This is a genomic window from Bacteroidota bacterium (assembly GCA_034439655.1).
Taxonomy (GTDB): Bacteria; Bacteroidota; Bacteroidia; order UKL13-3; family UKL13-3; genus CANJUD01.
In genome coordinates this window covers 1-17,687 of the sequence record JAWXAU010000170.1, presented here as the reverse complement: position 1 = coordinate 17,687, position 17,687 = coordinate 1, and the positions used below count along the sequence as shown (strand labels likewise).

19 protein-coding genes are annotated in these 17,687 nt (G+C 35.8%); 16 read left to right on the top strand and 3 right to left on the bottom strand.

What is annotated here, in order from left to right; genetic code table 11:
- Nucleotides 1-211 precede the first annotated feature (211 nt).
- Nucleotides 212-1,018 (top strand): purine-nucleoside phosphorylase, encoded by an 807-nt coding sequence (locus SGJ10_12835; GenBank protein ID MDZ4759010.1) that lies wholly within the window; start codon nucleotides 212-214, stop codon nucleotides 1,016-1,018.
- A gap of 104 nt (nucleotides 1,019-1,122) precedes the next feature.
- On the opposite strand, the gene SGJ10_12830 is transcribed toward SGJ10_12835, so the two are convergent.
- Entirely contained in the window at nucleotides 1,123-2,694 is a 1,572-nt protein-coding gene (locus SGJ10_12830; protein MDZ4759009.1) for an exo-alpha-sialidase, read from the bottom strand.
- Nucleotides 2,695-2,968: 274 nt separating this feature from the next.
- Nucleotides 2,969-6,259 (bottom strand): glycosyl hydrolase, encoded by a 3,291-nt coding sequence (locus tag SGJ10_12825; protein MDZ4759008.1) that lies wholly within the window; start codon nucleotides 6,257-6,259, stop codon nucleotides 2,969-2,971.
- Between the two features lie 171 nt (nucleotides 6,260-6,430).
- Here SGJ10_12825 and SGJ10_12820 point away from each other — a divergent pair, with 171 nt between their 5' ends.
- On the top strand, nucleotides 6,431-6,577 hold the full coding sequence (locus SGJ10_12820) for a hypothetical protein (protein ID MDZ4759007.1): 147 nt from the start codon (nucleotides 6,431-6,433) through the stop codon (nucleotides 6,575-6,577).
- 348 nt (nucleotides 6,578-6,925) lie between these two features.
- On the opposite strand, the gene fumC is transcribed toward SGJ10_12820, so the two are convergent.
- A complete protein-coding gene (fumC, locus tag SGJ10_12815) occupies nucleotides 6,926-8,329 on the bottom strand; it encodes a class II fumarate hydratase (protein ID MDZ4759006.1) in 1,404 nt (467 codons plus the stop codon).
- Nucleotides 8,330-8,626: 297 nt separating this feature from the next.
- Here fumC and SGJ10_12810 point away from each other — a divergent pair, with 297 nt between their 5' ends.
- The 14 genes from SGJ10_12810 to SGJ10_12745 form a co-directional block, all read left to right on the top strand.
- Entirely contained in the window at nucleotides 8,627-8,851 is a 225-nt protein-coding gene (locus SGJ10_12810) for a hypothetical protein (GenBank protein MDZ4759005.1), read from the top strand.
- A gap of 108 nt (nucleotides 8,852-8,959) precedes the next feature.
- Nucleotides 8,960-9,262 (top strand): thioredoxin family protein, encoded by a 303-nt coding sequence (locus tag SGJ10_12805; protein ID MDZ4759004.1) that lies wholly within the window; start codon nucleotides 8,960-8,962, stop codon nucleotides 9,260-9,262.
- A gap of 117 nt (nucleotides 9,263-9,379) precedes the next feature.
- Nucleotides 9,380-9,613 (top strand): SHOCT domain-containing protein, encoded by a 234-nt coding sequence (locus tag SGJ10_12800; GenBank protein MDZ4759003.1) that lies wholly within the window; start codon nucleotides 9,380-9,382, stop codon nucleotides 9,611-9,613.
- 62 nt (nucleotides 9,614-9,675) lie between these two features.
- Complete coding sequence (locus SGJ10_12795; GenBank protein ID MDZ4759002.1) at nucleotides 9,676-9,903, top strand: hypothetical protein; 228 nt, start codon at nucleotides 9,676-9,678, stop codon at nucleotides 9,901-9,903.
- A gap of 21 nt (nucleotides 9,904-9,924) precedes the next feature.
- On the top strand, nucleotides 9,925-10,443 hold the full coding sequence (locus SGJ10_12790) for a hypothetical protein (GenBank protein MDZ4759001.1): 519 nt from the start codon (nucleotides 9,925-9,927) through the stop codon (nucleotides 10,441-10,443).
- An 89-nt stretch (nucleotides 10,444-10,532) separates the two neighbouring features.
- Nucleotides 10,533-11,285 carry a glucose 1-dehydrogenase gene (locus SGJ10_12785; GenBank protein MDZ4759000.1) on the top strand — a complete coding sequence of 251 codons (753 nt, stop codon included), beginning with the start codon at nucleotides 10,533-10,535 and terminating at the stop codon, nucleotides 11,283-11,285.
- Nucleotides 11,286-11,314: 29 nt separating this feature from the next.
- The gene (locus SGJ10_12780; GenBank protein ID MDZ4758999.1) at nucleotides 11,315-11,698 is read left to right on the top strand and encodes a hypothetical protein; all 384 of its coding nucleotides are present in this window, start codon (nucleotides 11,315-11,317) and stop codon (nucleotides 11,696-11,698) included.
- Between the two features lie 76 nt (nucleotides 11,699-11,774).
- Complete coding sequence (gene trxA / locus SGJ10_12775) at nucleotides 11,775-12,071, top strand: thioredoxin (protein ID MDZ4758998.1); 297 nt, start codon at nucleotides 11,775-11,777, stop codon at nucleotides 12,069-12,071.
- Between the two features lie 128 nt (nucleotides 12,072-12,199).
- Nucleotides 12,200-12,517 carry a hypothetical protein gene (locus SGJ10_12770; protein ID MDZ4758997.1) on the top strand — a complete coding sequence of 106 codons (318 nt, stop codon included), beginning with the start codon at nucleotides 12,200-12,202 and terminating at the stop codon, nucleotides 12,515-12,517.
- Between the two features lie 37 nt (nucleotides 12,518-12,554).
- Nucleotides 12,555-13,235: a glycosyltransferase gene (locus tag SGJ10_12765; GenBank protein ID MDZ4758996.1), complete on the top strand. Its 681-nt coding sequence runs from the start codon at nucleotides 12,555-12,557 to the stop codon at nucleotides 13,233-13,235.
- Between the two features lie 39 nt (nucleotides 13,236-13,274).
- Entirely contained in the window at nucleotides 13,275-13,634 is a 360-nt protein-coding gene (locus SGJ10_12760) for a hypothetical protein (GenBank protein ID MDZ4758995.1), read from the top strand.
- Nucleotides 13,631-14,014: a hypothetical protein gene (locus SGJ10_12755; protein ID MDZ4758994.1), complete on the top strand. Its 384-nt coding sequence runs from the start codon at nucleotides 13,631-13,633 to the stop codon at nucleotides 14,012-14,014. Before SGJ10_12760 ends, SGJ10_12755 begins: the two co-directional genes overlap by 4 nt.
- Nucleotides 14,015-14,160: 146 nt before the next feature.
- Nucleotides 14,161-15,402: an ice-binding family protein gene (locus tag SGJ10_12750; GenBank protein ID MDZ4758993.1), complete on the top strand. Its 1,242-nt coding sequence runs from the start codon at nucleotides 14,161-14,163 to the stop codon at nucleotides 15,400-15,402.
- Between the two features lie 287 nt (nucleotides 15,403-15,689).
- Nucleotides 15,690-17,687 (top strand): ice-binding family protein (locus SGJ10_12745; protein ID MDZ4758992.1); only part of this gene is annotated, 1,998 nt, incomplete at its 3' end.

Sequence of the window (17,687 nt, the reverse complement as noted above, 5' to 3'; positions counted from 1 at the left end):
ATATATATATATATATAGTATAAATAATCTAAGCACTTGTACTATATATATATAAAGTACCACGGCACTTTCATTTCCGAAGTAGGTTTTATACGCAACACAGAATTTTGCAGGTGGGCTAATTACATAGCAGTACATAAATCCTTAAATTGCTGTATTTTTGTACTTGATAATTCCCGCCGCGGCGGGCTAACTACTTTATACTATTCTTATGGATAAAATAATATACAGCACCAAATATATAAGAACACGCACGCCGTTTGTGCCCGAAGTGGGTATTATACTCGGCACAGGATTGGGTATGTTGGCTGATAAGATAGAAGTGCATCAAACATTCGATTATCAGGATCTGCCGCATTTCGAAATCTCCACGGTGGAGACCCACCAAGGCAAATTAATTTTTGGAATGTTAGCAGGCAAAAAAGTGGTAGCTATGCAAGGTCGTTTTCATTCCTACGAAGGTTATAATATGCAGCAACTTACCTTCCCTGTGCGGGTGATGAAGATGTTAGGCATAGAAAAATTATTTGTTTCTAATATATCGGGTGGCTTAAATCCTAATTATAATTTAGGTGATATAGTTATTATAGAAGATCATATTAATTTGCAAACTGAAAATCCATTAACAGGAAAAAATTTTGATGAACTTGGCCCACGTTTTCCTGATATGATGGAACCTTATGATTTGCAAATGGTAGAGCAGGGTTATGTGATTGGGAAAGATGCAGGTTATCATATACACAAAGGAATATATGTAAGTGTGCCTGGCCCAAATTTAGAAACACGTGCAGAATATAAATTCTTGCGTATAATCGGAGCTGACTGTGTGGGAATGAGTACCGTGCCTGAAGTAATTGTGGCAGCACACATGGGTTTGCCTGTTTTTGCTGCAAGTATTATATCTGATTTATGTTATGAACCCAAACTTAAAAAAGCAAATATTAAAGACTTGCTCGGTGCTGCTGCTAAAGGGGAACCTAAGTTGGCATATATTATAGAGAAGATGTTGGGAGTTTAAAGGGGGCATTCTGAGTTTATCGAAGGCTAATTAGACAGATTACTTTTTGCCTATCCTTCGATTAACACAGGATGACAAAAAAGACTCATAATGACGTGGAGCGGTTATTGAACCACAATCTTCGAACTATAATACTCTATGCCTTTTTTGTCGAATATTTTTACAAGGTAAGCTCCTTTTGCAGCGAACGATTTTGTAGAAATGGGAGTGAGGTTTATGCTTGTACTCTGTTTGTAAACCTGCTGTCCAAGCAGATCAGTAATTTCAATTATATAGTTTGATCTATTGTCCTTTATATATATATTAATTACTTCATCAGCAGGATTAGGATATATACTAATACCATTATTGATGTCAAAATTATTTGCAATAGCGGTATTTGTTATATACTTTTTACTATTATAATATAATTGATTTTTGCCATTGCGTTTATCAGCCCAAGTGGACATGAGCATACTATCACTTACTTCAAGTCCTATAAAATCATTTCCATCTACGGGTACCATTAAAGATCCTGAAATTTGATTAATTTTAATATTTGATTGAAATGTTTTACCTTTATCTGTGCTTACTGCACAATATATAACATAATCTGAATTCTGATTTTTTGTATTATTTCTTCTATCACGCCAGCCTATACCAAAGGTGCCATTGGGAGAAACAGCAGACCAGCACATATCTTGGTGAAATCCATTTGATATATTATCATCGTTTACACGATTAGGAGTGGACCAGTTCTTTCCATCGGATGTATAAATGGAATATATATCCAAATCATTATTGCGATTGTCAGCCCAGCAAATCATATAATTATTGGAGTCCTGAGGGTTTGTGGTAAACGACATGCTAGGTTGCAATAAACTGTCGGTTGCAGGGATGGCTGAAATTGCAGATAAATTGAGAGCGGGATTGAATGTGAAATTTATTCCATCATAGCTTTCAGCAACTAGAATTCTAGGGTATATGTTATATTTAGTATTATAGGAAAAGTACATCACCATAAATTTACCCGTACTGTTTATTGCGGGGTAGCAAGCTGTGCTGCTATTGGGGTCGATAGGAATACAAAGTGTGTCGAGCACTGCGGGTGGATTCCACGTTTTGCCTTTATTGTCAGAAAATGTATACCAGATGTGATGCGGCTTCTGACCATCTTTATAGCTTTTAGACGTAACATAAATTCTTCCTTTATGTATATTATTACTTTTATCAATTGCAATAAAGGGACGGTCAATCGGAATATCAGGGCCATCATTAAAATCAATTAATTTATTGGGGGCAGCCCAGTTTTTTCCATCATCGCTCGACTTACTAATATATACGCCGCCACTATCTTTAGCGAGCTTACTATCTATATATACCAAAAACAATTCACCACTACTATTATAAGCCATAGTTGGGTCGGCGGAGGTTCCTGTTTTAAAGTAATGGGGCATATAAACGGGATTGCTCCAGGTCTTTCCTCCATCGGTGCTATTGCTCACTGCCATTGAAATTATTGGGATAGGAGTGACTGCTGTTAGTTTCATCCAAGCCACCACCATATTGCCATTGGTGGGATTGACAGCTAAATTGCTTTCTCCACAAAAAGATTGGTTGGGGTTTATTTGTATATCATTTTGTGCAGATAGATTATGATATATAAAGATCAAAAAAGCCAGGTATATTTTTCTCATATTGGTTAAACAAATGAAATTGGATTTGGTTTAATTTGAAGTAGGTCGTCATTCTGATTCCAAATGCTTTCTAGATTCAGAATCTATTGTATGATATTGTTTTACTGAGATGCTGAAACAAGTGCAGCATGACGCTGACGCCTGATGACGCTGACGCGAAATTTTGTCGATGCTGCGACATCGTGCTGAATTTATTTCAACATCTATTTGACTGATTGTTTATTTAGTAAGAAATGCTGAAATAAATTCAGCATGATGGCCTACTAGATAAATATTATTTCCACTCAGGAAATCTTCCTGGAGTGTACGGAGCTTTCATATTATCCAGTTGTTTTTCCAATTGTTCCAAAAGTGTTTTTACTTCCTTTACTTTGGCATATATGGGGATGAATCTAGTTTCGCAGGAGGCTAATTTTTCTTCATACGTGGTAGTTTGCTGCACGCTGGTACTCCACAAGTTTCCTACTATATTTTCTACCGACCCTAATAATCCAGGCAAGGTCTCAAACTCACGTCTGGCCATGCTTCCATCACCATGCATTGATAAACTGATAGTGGTAAGTTCTTCTTCAATTTGCTTTACTTGTTTATGTGTATTTTCATCAGCATTGGCAATTTGTAGCAATCCTGCTTTTATATATTTAATCCGATTATGCATTTCTCCAATATATTCATTTACACCTTTCACGATTCTTCTAAATTCAGCCAAACGATTATTGAATTGTTCGAGTTTATTTCTGTCAACGGCCAAGGAAGAATTATTCAATGTTATAATATTAAAAGTTATATCGGAGCATAGTTTTGTTACGGTAAAACCTTGGACTAATTCCAAACGAACTTGATATTTGCCGGGCAATGCCATTGGTCCTGTCTCGCCACTTTCGTATGGGTTGTCTGGGTCGGGGGTATAAAAACTTACGGGGCTTGTCACTTCCAAATGCCCATCCCAAGTAATACTATATAGTCCTTTTTTTGCAGTCTGTTTTAGTTTGCGAACTACATGGTTTTGCATATCAGAAATCACCAAAACTATATAAGTGGCTTCTTCTTTATCTTCTAAACGGATTGAATCCACAGGCGGATAATAAACTGGCAATTTGTTTTTGAATTTTGCTTTTTCCGCTTCTTTTCTTTTTTCTTTAATAGTATTATAGTCATCTTTTATATAATAACGAATCGTAGACCCAGTAGCTGGGTTCTCTGTATTGAAAAAACTTTCACCTTGAAACGATTTTCCTTTGTGGCCATAGGGGGTTGAAGTGTTAAACACCATACCGTCTTTAACAGGGAATATATGTGCAGTTTCTTTTAAATCATCGGCTTTAATTTTCTGCAAAATGCTGTAATCATCTAATACATAAAATCCTCTTCCAAAGGTAGCAATAACAATATCGTTTTCACGTTTTTGAATAGCGATATCTTTTATACAAGTAATGGGCAAACCCCCTGATAGTTTTGTCCAATCAAGCCCGCCATTCAAAGTAAAGTATATTCCAAATTCAGTTCCCACAAATAATAGATTTGCATTGATATGGTCCTCTGCCACGCAATACGTAGAGCCTCGTTCAGGCAAGCCTTTGGAAATACCTGACCATGTTTTTCCTTTATCATTGCTCTTTAACAAATAAGGTTTGAAATCGCCATTACGATGGTTATTGAATATAGCATAAACAATATTTTCATTATGCTGCGATGCGGTAATATTTAATACCAAAGTTTTATCAGGTACGCCATTAAATACTTCTATTTTGTTCCAATTTTTTCCACCATCATTAGTTGTTTGTATCAAACCATCATCGGTGCCTGCATATAATAAGTTTTCATTGAGCGGCGATTCACTTAAAGCGGTAATATTACCATATATAGAAGTACTTTGGTTTTTAGCAACAGCATCCATGCCCCATATTCTATCCATTATAGGTAGTTTATTGCGATCTAAGCCGCGTGTTAAATCTCCACTTATTACTTGCCAAGTATTGCCACGGTCATCACTTTTAAATACTTTTTGTGCAGCAAAATATATACGTGTGTTCAAAAAATTACTAACTAAAAGTGGAGCATCCCAATTAAATTTATATGCCGATTCTCCTTCTTTTTCTTGTGGTCTTATATCAATAGCTTCGCCCGATTTCTTATCATATCTTACCAGTCCACCATACTGCCATTGTGAATATATAATATTGGGATCTTTAGGATCAATTACCGTTTCAAATCCGTCACCTCCTACGGTTACAAACCAATCGGCATTGGTAATTCCAGTGGCACTAATGGTGCGTGAGGGGCCGCCTAAAGTATTGTTATCTTGGGTGCCTCCATATATATTATAAAAAGGTTCAGCATTGTCCACACTCACACGGTAAAATTGTGTAATAGGTAAATTGCTTTTGAAGTCCCAAGTTTTAGCATTATCCCAAGTTTCATATAAGCCGCCATCGCAGCCCATTAATATATGTTTTACATTTGCTTTGTCGATCCATATCGCATGATTATCGACATGCTTATTTTTTTCGCCCACTTTGCCAAAGGTTTTTCCACCATCTAAGGTAACTGCAGCCCAAGTATCCATGGAATATACTTTATCTAAATTTGAAGGGTCGGCAAAAATTTCTGTATAATAGTTTCCTGCGGTGCTATGCCCACTGCGTTTTTCCCAGCTTGCACCACGGTCGGTAGAACGGTAAAAACCTCTTTCATCTTCGGTAGCTTCTATGATAGCATATATATAATCGGTATTTACGGGAGAAATAGCAAGTCCTACACGCCCCATATCAGCTTGAGGTAAACCACTACTTAGCTTGGTCCAAGTTTCTCCAAAATCTACACTTTTATATATCGCCGATTCGGGTCCGCCGCTTATATATGTCCACTCGTGCCTGCGTCGTTGGTGTGCCGTGGCATATAATATATTGGAATGCCTGGGGTCTATATGCACTTCATTGCAGCCTGTATTTTCTGATATATATAATACTCTTTTCCAAGTAGTGCCCCCATCAATTGTTTTATATATTCCACGTTCGCCACCAGCACTCCACAGTGGGCCGTAAGCAGCTGCATATACTATATTACTATTACCTGGGTCAACAACTATTTGTCCTATATGTTCTGATGTTTTCAAGCCCATATTTTTCCATGTTTTTCCACCATCTTCCGATTTATATATACCGTCGCCATAGCCTACGGCACGTTGGTTATTATTTTCTCCTGTTCCCACCCATATTGTATTATCATTACTTGGGTCAATCACTACGCAGCCTATAGAATAAGAACCTTGTCCATCAAAAATGGGTTTGAAACTTGTACCAGCATTGTCTGTTTTCCAAACTCCCCCGGCACCAGCAGCAATATACCACTGCGATTTATTATTGGGGTTCACTGTAATATCCACAATTCTTCCAGAGGTGACTGCAGGCCCCACACTACGGAATTTGAGAGCACCATAAGTGTCTTTATTGAACAAAGCTTCTTTCTTTTCTTCGGTTTTTTTTTCTTCCAGTTTTGTGCTTGGTTTTTGTGCCTGTAAATAGGCAGTGTAGAGAATTAAAACGATAGTAAATATTTTTTTCATGTGTTGGGGATTAAAGTGACAAATTTATAGGATTTTTATTTGGATTGATACGGATAATTTGGGAAAAAGTTACAGGCGGTTATATGGATGAAGAGCTAACGAAATTAACCTTAAATATTTTTTGCCTCATAATGTTTATTTTATATCATTGTAAACAAATGATATAATAATATGAAATATAAATTAGATATTGAAATAGATGACAGTAAGAAAATTTTGAAAGCTATTGGTGCTAATGAAATAACCAATTCTGATATTTTAAAAAGTATCGAAGCTTATGAAAAAGGGAAGGTAATACCAATTCTTAAACTATATTAGCTCTCCGCCTGTGGCAGATTGGTTTGTAGAATGGCAATGCCGAACTACATCCCGAATGCCCCGCTTAATCCCGATAATTATCGGGATGCGGGGAAATTAGTCCCTTTCTTTTGGACTATTATATATTGAGTTTCGGTATTATTTGTCATAAGGCAATAAATAGGCGGGACCGTAAAAAAAGGGTTAAAAATTTTTATTTATACGAATTATTTGGAGAATGACAACTATTAAAAATAATATGATAATCCTAATATTTTTATATAAAAAAACTTTCAACAACCAAATTACAGGTATATAATAGTTTCAGCAGAATTATACAATTCAAAAAATATCAAAAGCAAATAAGGATTATTCCACCACTACTTCCCCTACCATATCTTTGGGTTTTACCCATTTGTCGAACTGCTTACTGGTAACTAGTTTTAGTGATATAGCTGCTTCACGCAATGATATATTTTCTTTATGTGCTTTCTTGGCAATTTTGGCAGCATTATCATAACCAATATGGCTATTCAATGCAGTAACCAACATCAACGAGTTTTCTACTTTGTTTTTTATTTCTTTGTAATTGGGTTCAATACCTACAGCACAATTATCGTTGAACGACAAGCATGCCTGTCCTAGCAATCTGGCTGATTGAAGCAAGTTGAACGCTATCATAGGTTTAAAAACATTAAGCTCAAAATGCCCATTGCTACCACCTATGGTAACCGCTACATCATTCCCCATTATTTGGGCACAAACCATGGTAAGTGCTTCGCATTGTGTAGGGTTTACTTTGCCCGGCATAATGCTGCTGCCAGGTTCGTTTTCAGGAATAAATATTTCTCCTATTCCGCTGCGTGGGCCTGAACTTAACAATCTAATATCATTGGCTATTTTCATACAACTTACTGCAGTTCGTTTCAATGCTCCGTGAAGTTCTACCATAGCATCGTGAGCGGCAAGTGCTTCAAATTTATTGGGAGCTGTTATAAAAGGAAGTCCGGTTTCTTTTGCTATTAACTGTGCTACCAATTTCGAATATCCTTCGGGAGCATTCAAACCTGTGCCCACTGCTGTGCCACCCAATGCTAATTCTGCTGCTCCCGGCAAGGAATTATTAACAGCTTTCACACTCATTCTTAATTGTTGCACATAGCCGCTAAACTCTTGTCCGAGTGTTAATGGTGTTGCATCCATTAAATGCGTGCGACCAATTTTTACGATATTTTTAAACTCACGGGCTTTGTGTTTAATTGTGGTTTTAAGTGCTTGAATGCCCGGAAGGGTATAATCAATTACTTGCATATATACTGCGATGCTCATAGCTGTGGGGTAGGTATCATTGCTCGATTGCGATTTGTTAACATCGTCATTGGGGTGCAAAATTTTATTTTTGTCGTTGAGCTTGCCGCCACTTATTACTTGGGCTCTATTGGCTATCACCTCGTTCACATTCATATTACTTTGGGTGCCACTACCTGTTTGCCATATTACCAATGGGAATTCATGATCGAGTTTGCCCGCAATAATTTCATCACATACTTTTGTTATCAAATTGCATTTTTCTTTTGATAATTTTCCCAATTTAAAATTTGCTAAAGCCGCACATTTTTTGAGTACACCGAAAGCCCTGATTATTTCAACGGGCATGCTGCCCTCGGGGCCGATTTTAAAATTGTTTCTAGAGCGTTCTGTTTGTGCCCCCCAGTATTTTTCGGCAGGCACTTGCACTTCGCCCATGCTGTCTTTTTCAGTACGATATTTCATGTTGCATATTAATATTTTATGATTGTGCAAAGGTAATTCAAATTTAATATGCGAATTTATTTTCATTTTCGCTGCACTGCCCAATATTTTAAATGGGATTTATGTAAAATTTTCCCAGAATTATGTAATACTTTTAAAATAACAAGCAATCATCTTTGCATATATAAATTCAAAATTAAGGCCATCAAGTTACCATTTATTTGCCTACATATTTTAGCACCACTATAACGAAAATCCCAATTAAGTAACCTCAGTTTAGCACAAAATTATACTAACAATAATTAAATATACACCATCATGAAAAGCGAAAAATCGGAAAACAGCACCCATCCCTCTGGAGAAAAAAATCAAGCCCCTCAAAATAGCGAACAATTAGCCGCTGAAAATCCTTTTGGAGAAGATGACGATAGTAGGCAAGCACCTATTGAGCGTATAAAGGAGGATGCTAAGCCTGTTGCAATTGAAACCCCAACTAACGATAATAATTATTCCTTTGATTCTTATAAATTCTTGTATGAGTAGTCATTGCTTTTTAGGATTTTACATTTAGTAATTAGATATAATATAATTATAATCGGCTTTCATCATTTTGTGATTAGAAAAACAAGTAGTAAAAACAGTAAAATCAATATGTCTTCTTTCAATGAAATAATAAATGCTGAGAAACCTGTATTGGTCAATTTTTCAGCCGATTGGTGTGGACCATGCAAAATGATGGTTGGCATTCTTGATGAGTTAAAAGAGATAGTAGGAGATAATGCCACTATACTTAAAGTGGATGTGGATAGAAATCCTAAGGCTGCTTCAAGATATCAAATTTTGGGTGTCCCTACTTTAATTTTATTTAACAAAGGGGAAGTAAAATGGCGACAGTCGGGGCTTGTTTCTGCTCCACAATTGGAAAAAATAATTAAAGCAAAAGTTTATAAGTAAATTCAAATTTGCGAAATATAAATATGTGATATATGTAACTAAAAAGTTAATTTGTGTAATATAGTCCTGTATATATCCATCCACCTTTGCAGTATTATTTAAGAAGTATAAATATATATGAACGATTACGGCTATCAATATTTTGGGATGCATCTTGTGTGGTGGTGCATTTGGATTGTATTATTATTTTGGATTTTTGCCATACCTTATGATATTCCTGGTCAGCGAAAAAAGAAAGATACACCATTTGATATTTTGCACAAACGTTTTGCTTTGGGTGAAATAAACAAGGAAGAATATTTAGACAGAAAGAAAATATTAGAGCACGATATACCTAAGCATACAAAATAGATAAACACATTCGCTAAGCCTTGGCTGTTGCGACACGGACAAATCAATTTTTAAATACTCCTATGAAAACAGACAAAACTGAAAACGAAATACCGATTGCTTTCGAGAAAACATCAGCAATAGCAGATGTGAACCAAATTCAAAAACAACTGGCAAAGCATGAAGAACAAGTGCCTCGTAAACACCCGCATGGGGAGGATTGGGAGATGCCTGAGCAGACGCCTCGCACACAACCACATGAGTTTACACCTCCTTCCGACTTGTATAATACCGTTCCAGAAATGGATTAATTTTAATAATTAAAAATCATTATGAAAATTATTTTAAGTTTAACATGTCTCTTGTTCCTAAATCATATAACATTGTTTGGGCAAGACTTGCCAAAAGAAGAACCTATTAAAAAATTCAAGCATGGAATTGGGGCAGGGATTGGTTTTACAACAGGGTATGGTATTTCATATCGATATTTTCCCGACAAGTTTGGCGTACAAATTAATTTTGCTCCCTATCATAATAAAGAAGTAGATAGATATAGTGTAGGTGTTACATTTTTATATAAATTAATCGATAATAAAATGTCAAATTTATATTTGTATCAGGGCAATCATCTATATTATAATTCCTATACAAATTTCATCTACGATCCTACTAAGACTGACCCTGTAGCACAAGAATTCTCGGAATTATATATTAATAATGGTTTAGGATTCGGAATGGAATTTATTATCTCGAAGCGAATAGGATTTAACCTCATGGGTGGCCTTGCGAGTTATAATAACTTTACGCAACTTAATTTAACTGGCGAAACGGCTTTGTATTATAAATTCTGATTCTTCGACAATCCTTCCACAGGCTCAGGATGACAAAGGAAGAATGACAGGCTAATTGAGAGAATGAAACATAAGATTAAAAAATAGAAATGAAAGATTTAGAAGATAAAATAGCGATTGTTACAGGTGCAAGTTCAGGAATTGGCAGAGCAACGGCACTATTATTTGCATCGGAAGGTGCTAGGGTAGTGGTGTCGGATATCGATGCGGAGGGTGGAAATGAAACTGTGTCGCAAATAAAAGCACAAGGCGGAGAAGCTATTTTAATATTAGCCGATACTTCAAAATCGACCGACCACCAAGCACTCGTTGAACAAACTGTTAACCATTATGGAGGGTTGCACATTACCTGTAATAATGCAGGTATTGGAGGATATGTAGCTCCCACAGGCGAGTATCCAATAGACTCTTGGGATAGATTAATCAGTATTAATCTATCAGGGGTTTTTTATGGCATGTGCTATCAAATACCTGCTATGCTCGAATCGGGAGGTGGTAGTATCGTAAATATGGCATCTATATTAGGATCGGTGGGCACAAAAGGTTCGCCAGCTTATGTAGCAGCAAAACATGGTGTGGTGGGACTTACCAAAACTACTGCATTAGAATATGCTGATAAGAAAATTCGTGTTAATTCGGTAGGACCGGGATATATAGTTACACCATTACTTACCAAGACACTTGACAATGCTACCTTAGATGGATTGGCGAAGTTACACCCCATGGGAAGACTAGGCACTGCCGAAGAAGTTGCAGAATTAGTACTGTGGTTAAGCTCTTCAAAATCGTCGTTTGTTACAGGTTCTTATTATACAATAGATGGCGGATACACCGCACAATAATTAATATATTAAAATAAACAATTATATCAATGAGTATACAAAAAAAATTGGGAATTTGGATGGATCATTCAAACGCTCATATCATGGAATTTACAGCAGATCCCATTGAGACAACGATTCTCGAATCGAAATTTACACAACAACAAAAAGAAGCGAGTTTGAACAAAAGTGAACAACTGATGCATAATAAAGAACAGCATCAGCAAGCAGATTATTATAAAAATTTAGGTAATATAATTAAAGACTATAATGAGGTACTACTCTTTGGTCCTACTGATGCAAAGGTTGAATTGCTTAATATTTTGAGAGCAGACCATCGTTTTGAAAAAGTAAAAATTGATATTTTGCCAGCAGATAAAATGACGGAGAACCAACAGCATTCATTCGTGAGAAAACATTTTTCGCATCTGTGATTTTTATTGAATTCCTGTAAATAGTTAATAAAAATCGGAAGCTTGAAATACAATAATTAATTTAGAAAGCAAAAAGATGGCAAGTTTTCAACAGACAATAAACTCTGGACGACCAGTATTGGTAGATTTCTCCACAGAATGGTGTGGCCCTTGCAAAATGATGTCTACTATTCTCGATGACCTGAAAGTGATGGTAGGAGAAAATGCTACAATTATAAAAATAAATGTAGATAAAAATCCGACATTGGCATCAACCTATAAAATATTGGGCGTACCCACCTTAATCTTATTTAAGGACGGCCAAGTAAAATGGCGTCAATCGGGTGTAGTTTCGGCAAATCAATTAGAACAGATTATTAAAACAAGGGTTTAAATAATTAAAAGAAATATAATATCTAGGATACCGTGAATTATACAACTTATAATACTATTTGTATAACGGTTATAAAGGTGAATATATTCATTTTTGCTGTACTGAATAACTTATAATAGTTTTAAAAAATGCCTACAAATACTGATAAGGAACAAGAAGGAAATATCCTTCCAGGCTACCCAGCTTATCCTCCAGAAGATGATATATTTGAGAAATATAAGGAAGAGAATCTCAATACAGATGACGGATCAAAAGTTAAAATATCTGAAGAGAAAAAAGGAAGAAGGAATGAAAAAGACTTTGAGGAAGATTTAAGCGGAAGCGATTTAGACGTACCAGGCTCTGAATTGGATGATGAGCAAGAAAATATAGGAAGCGAAGATGAGGAGAATAATTATTATAGTTTAGGCGGAGACGATCATAACGATCTAGAGGAAGACAAATAATACTATAATATACAACGAATAAATATATTTTTACAAAATGGAAAATTTAAACAAAAAGATTACATTATTTGTGCTTGCAAGCTCATTTGTTGGGAGTCTTTTTATCTTTGCCTGCAATAGCTCAACAGCTAGCAAAAAGGGGCCAGCAGAGAAAAAGACTGAGTTGGATGAAGCGAAGTGCTCTGCTAAAGCAAATCTCAAAATTGCAATGCGTAAACTATGGGAAGACCACGTTACTTGGACAAGAAATGTTATTTTAAATATTATTGATGATTTGCCAGGAAAAGATGAAGCACTCAAGCGTTTATTGAAAAACCAAGATGATATTGGTAATGCCATTAAACCATATTATGGCGATGAGGCAGGCAAAAAATTGACTGAACTTCTTCATACACATATAGTACAATCAGGTGATTTACTTAAAGCTGTAAAAGCAAACAATAAGACCGCTATCGATGATATTATTAAAAAATGGTATGTTAATGCCGATGAAATTTCAGCATTTTTATGTGGTGCAAACCCAAATTGGAAATTGGATGAAATGAAAACTATGATGCATGAACATCTTAAATTAACAACCGACGAAGCACTAGCACGCCAGCAGAAAAATTATGCCGCAGATGTGCAGGCTTATGATAAAGTGCATGAAGAAATATTGAAAATGTCGGACATGCTTTATATGGGTATTGTAACACATTTTCCAGATAAGGTTAAATAAAGCACCTCATTATTAACAAACATTAAAAATTATAATACAATGCAATTAAGTCCTGATACCCAAATAAAAGATGATTTAGTAGGTGTGATATCCATTAAATTTAAACCTGAAAGTACCTTTAATAATTATTGTGCGGAACATATTGAAAATTATAATCCAGATCGATTTGAAGTATTGGCGGTTAAAGCACATTATGGAAAAGAAACCAATGTAACTGTGTTTGCCATTGATAAAGACCGCATGGAAAATAGCACGATTCGTACTGAAAAAATACCAGTAAAGAAATTTAAGTTGAATGCCGATTTTATACGAGAACTGATACCGCATTTTCAGGAATATAACTTTACACTTAACACAGGTAATTATCCATTGGAAGATATGGAAGTAATAAATAAATGAAAAAATTTTTATATTATATCTTAAGTATGATGCACAATCCATCGAATGACAAACGAGAAATGAGTACTATGATCTCATGTCTAGATACGTTAGATAAAGTAGGTTTTTCAACACAGTTTAAGGCAACATCGCTGGGTCTACAATCACTTACTACAGAAAGAATTTATTTGCCGGAACAAGTTAAAGTGGTAAACTTTTATCGTTTCGAAGGTGAATCTAACCCTTCTGATAATGCTATCGTATTTGCTATTGAAACTTATAATGGCGAAAAGGGGACACTTATAGATGCTTATGGGCCAAATAATGATATAAGAATTGCGAATTTTATGCAAGAAGTTGAGCATATAGAAAAGAAGGTGGTCAAGAATAAGAGTTTGTAAGAAAACTGATAACCACTAGTTAGTTGTAACGGCATTATATATAACCGGGAACAAGTGATATATATAACATATTTTAATATATATGTAAGGTCTTATGGTTTAAATGTTCGCAACTTTGTTGCTTAATTATTCAATTAATATTTACCGTGAAAATAAATCTATATACTTTAATAATATCGCTGGTTTTATTTCTAATTCCGACAATTATATTTGCTCAAACCTCACCTAATCTTGGCACTACCGCCAAGTTTGTGATATTCTCATCGAGCGGAGCAGTGAGCAATACAGGCACTTCTTATCTTACTGGCGATGTGGGTACCAATAGTGGATCCGCTACTGGTTTCAGTTCGCAATATGTTACAGGCACAATACATGCTACTCCCGATTCGACAACAGATGCAGCAGCAAATGATTTAGATATATTATATAATTATCTCGACAGTCTTACGGCTGATTCGCAGTTAGCTGAACCTGCCCAATTTGGTAAAGGCATGGTGCTAAAACCTTATATCTATTATTTGAATGCAGCTACCACATTTACAGATTCAATTTATTTAGATGCAAAGGGTAATGCAAATGCAATGTTTATATTTAAAATTGATGGTGCATTTACAACAAGTACCTATTCGCACGTATTTTTACTCAATGGAGCGAAAGCAAAGAATGTTTTTTGGAGAATAAATGGTGCTGTCTATATAGATGAGTATTCTATTTTTAAAGGAACAATAGTAGCAAAGACAGGAGCAATCACGTTAAGTACAGGTGTTGTCCTCGACGGAAGAGCACTAACTACTAACGGGGCAATTGGTCTCACATCAAATGAAGCTAATATCCCCTTGCCTATTCAATTATTAAATTTTACTGCGATAGCAAATAATGGGGCTATTGAAATTAAATGGATAACTGCTTCCGAAATCAATAATGATTATTATACTGTTGAAAAATCTATTGATGGCCTTTATTTTGAAACTCTTGCCATCATACCTTCCTTTGGTAATAGTAATCAAATACAAAATTATTCAGCCATGGACATAGATCCTTGTTTAGGCATTTCATATTATCGTCTTAAACAAACCGATTTTAATGAAGACTATAAATATTCAAAAATTATATCGATTAATTTTTCTTCAGCTTTTGACATTGGATTAAATGTATTTCCAAATCCAGTTCTGTCTGATAATATAAATGTGATAATTACAGGTGTAAAGGCGACTGAATACCTAGTAGTTTTGACAGATATGATTGGAAGAACCCATTACTCGGCAATGGTAATAGCAGATAAGGAAAGCTATTATTTTACGCTTAATAATAACCTTACTAGCGGAATGTATATACTTACTGCCTCGAGCAGTAATAAGCATTATAGTAAGAAGATTGTTATTCAATAGTTTTTCAGCCCACCTTTAGGTTTTATTGTAGTCAATCTGCTATATGATTATTATAGGGCTAGAATCACGACTCCGTTGGTTTCTTAGTCCATTTTATAGTGAGTATTGTTATCATGCATTTTTCAAAACTGTGAATTATGTAACATATTCCCGTCAGTATGTAACGCCCCCCCTATTGTAACAAACTAATCTTGTACCGAGATTAAAAAACCATAATAATTAATAACAATATCATGAAAAACTTTCTTCGCTGTGGCGAACACAAACTTCTAAAAAAGCAAAAGCTTATGAGTAAAAAAAACTTATATAATGCAGTAATCGCACTGTCATTATTTTTAACGCCAACATTTATGTTTGGTCAAACTCCCCCCAATCTAGGCGTAGCTGGTAGCTTTGTCCTTTTCACAGGCAGCGGTGCAATAGGTAATACTGGCTTATCGCAGATTACAGGAAATGTGGGAACAAATTCTGGGGCTACTACAGGTTTTGGGAATGTGAACGGACAGATGCATAATGGCAATGCCATTACCGATTCTGCCGATTATTATACCACGCTTGCCTATAATAATTTAGGAGCTCAATCGCCAACGGATTCTATCGCAGTTGGAATGGGGGGTGGCCAATCACTCACTCCAGGTGTATATTATGTGCCAGCAGCTTCAACGCTAACTGGTATTCTTATATTAGATGCTCAGAACAATTCTAGTGCCTGTTGGGTATTTCAAATGAGTGGTGCATTTTCTGCTGCTGCAAGTTCCAGTGTCCAATTAAAAAATGGTGCAAAAGCATGTAATATATTTTGGCAAATTACTGGTGCCGTTGGTATTGCAACGGGTTCATCATTTAGTGGTAGTATTGTAGCTACAGGTGCAATCACACTTGGTTCAGGAGTTTTACTTAATGGAAGAGCTCTAACTACTATTGGTGCAGTTACAGTAACAAGTGTTACAGCAGGTATTCCTATTGGTTGTGGAAGCAAAGTGCTCACAGGACCTACAGCACCTAATATGGGTACCACTGCATGTTATGCGTTATATACTGAAGATGGAGCAATGACAAATACAGGTACTACTTATATAGTAGGCGATGTGGGAACAAACAACGGGTCAATTACGGGTTTTGATACCTCTAAAATAACAGGTAAATTACATTCAACACCAGATACGTCCACTGCTCAAGCAAAAACAGATTTGAATATATTATATGATTCACTCAATGCATTACCTTATGATATTGAATTATTAAAACCAGCTCTGTTCGGAAATAGCCAAGTGTTAACACCCCATGTATATCGTTTAAAAGCCGCAACACACCTTAATGATACTATATTTTTAGATGCACAAGGAAATTCGGATGCTGTATTTGTTATACAAATAGATGGAGCACTTACTACTACATCTTATAGTTGTGTGTCATTAATAGGTGGAACAAAATCGAGTAATGTGTTTTGGAAAATAGAAGGTGCAGTTGATATTAGTGATCACTCTGTTTTTAAAGGAACTATTGTAGCCAATAATGGTGCGATATCCTTTCTTACGCCTGGTGATTCGCTTGATGGAAGAGCACTTTCAACCACGGGTGCTATCAATACCAACGATGCAGTTATTACAATTAATTCTGCTCCTACAAGTATAACACCTAGTGGCCCTACCGCTTTTTGTCAAGGTGATTCTGTAAAGCTAACTGCAAGTAGCAGTACATCCTATTTATGGTCGAATGGTGATACTACACAAAGTATTACAGTTAAAACGTCAGGCAAGTATGCAGTTACCGTTGCCAATGTGTGCGGAACAGGTGGAACAAGTACTTCAGATTCTATTACCATAAAAGTTAACTCAAAATATTCAAAAAATATTAGCACTTCTATCTGTAGTGGCGACAGTATTTTAATAGCCGGTTCCTACAGAAAAAATTCTGGAACCTACAATGATTCGCTATCTAGTAGTAGTGGATGTGATAGTATTATAGCCACGGTGCTTACGGTTAACCCAAAATATTCAACAAGCAAATTGGCAGCCATCTGCAACGGTGATAGTATATTGTTAGCTGGTTCTTATAGAAAAGCATCAGGTACTTTTAATGACACCTTAAACACAACAAAAGGTTGCGACAGTATTATAGTTACCGTCCTTACGGTTAACCCCAAATATTCAACCAACAAAACCGCAGCTATTTGCAGTGGAGACAGTATATCAATTGCAGGAACCTACAGAAAAACTTCGGGTACTTATAATGATACCTTGAGCACCACAAAAGGTTGCGACAGTATTATAGTTACCGTACTT

What these genes read in the sequence shown, in the direction of transcription:
- SGJ10_12835 (MDZ4759010.1), top strand. Translation starts at nt 212, where the DNA reads ATGGATAAAATAATATACAGCACCAAATATATAAGAACACGCACGCCG.
- SGJ10_12830 (MDZ4759009.1), bottom strand. Translation starts at nt 2,694, where the DNA reads ATGAGAAAAATATACCTGGCTTTTTTGATCTTTATATATCATAATCTA.
- SGJ10_12825 (MDZ4759008.1), bottom strand. Translation starts at nt 6,259, where the DNA reads ATGAAAAAAATATTTACTATCGTTTTAATTCTCTACACTGCCTATTTA.
- SGJ10_12820 (MDZ4759007.1), top strand. Translation starts at nt 6,431, where the DNA reads ATGAAATATAAATTAGATATTGAAATAGATGACAGTAAGAAAATTTTG.
- fumC (MDZ4759006.1), bottom strand. Translation starts at nt 8,329, where the DNA reads ATGAAATATCGTACTGAAAAAGACAGCATGGGCGAAGTGCAAGTGCCT.
- SGJ10_12810 (MDZ4759005.1), top strand. Translation starts at nt 8,627, where the DNA reads ATGAAAAGCGAAAAATCGGAAAACAGCACCCATCCCTCTGGAGAAAAA.
- SGJ10_12805 (MDZ4759004.1), top strand. Translation starts at nt 8,960, where the DNA reads ATGTCTTCTTTCAATGAAATAATAAATGCTGAGAAACCTGTATTGGTC.
- SGJ10_12800 (MDZ4759003.1), top strand. Translation starts at nt 9,380, where the DNA reads ATGAACGATTACGGCTATCAATATTTTGGGATGCATCTTGTGTGGTGG.
- SGJ10_12795 (MDZ4759002.1), top strand. Translation starts at nt 9,676, where the DNA reads ATGAAAACAGACAAAACTGAAAACGAAATACCGATTGCTTTCGAGAAA.
- SGJ10_12790 (MDZ4759001.1), top strand. Translation starts at nt 9,925, where the DNA reads ATGAAAATTATTTTAAGTTTAACATGTCTCTTGTTCCTAAATCATATA.
- SGJ10_12785 (MDZ4759000.1), top strand. Translation starts at nt 10,533, where the DNA reads ATGAAAGATTTAGAAGATAAAATAGCGATTGTTACAGGTGCAAGTTCA.
- SGJ10_12780 (MDZ4758999.1), top strand. Translation starts at nt 11,315, where the DNA reads ATGAGTATACAAAAAAAATTGGGAATTTGGATGGATCATTCAAACGCT.
- trxA (MDZ4758998.1), top strand. Translation starts at nt 11,775, where the DNA reads ATGGCAAGTTTTCAACAGACAATAAACTCTGGACGACCAGTATTGGTA.
- SGJ10_12770 (MDZ4758997.1), top strand. Translation starts at nt 12,200, where the DNA reads ATGCCTACAAATACTGATAAGGAACAAGAAGGAAATATCCTTCCAGGC.
- SGJ10_12765 (MDZ4758996.1), top strand. Translation starts at nt 12,555, where the DNA reads ATGGAAAATTTAAACAAAAAGATTACATTATTTGTGCTTGCAAGCTCA.
- SGJ10_12760 (MDZ4758995.1), top strand. Translation starts at nt 13,275, where the DNA reads ATGCAATTAAGTCCTGATACCCAAATAAAAGATGATTTAGTAGGTGTG.
- SGJ10_12755 (MDZ4758994.1), top strand. Translation starts at nt 13,631, where the DNA reads ATGAAAAAATTTTTATATTATATCTTAAGTATGATGCACAATCCATCG.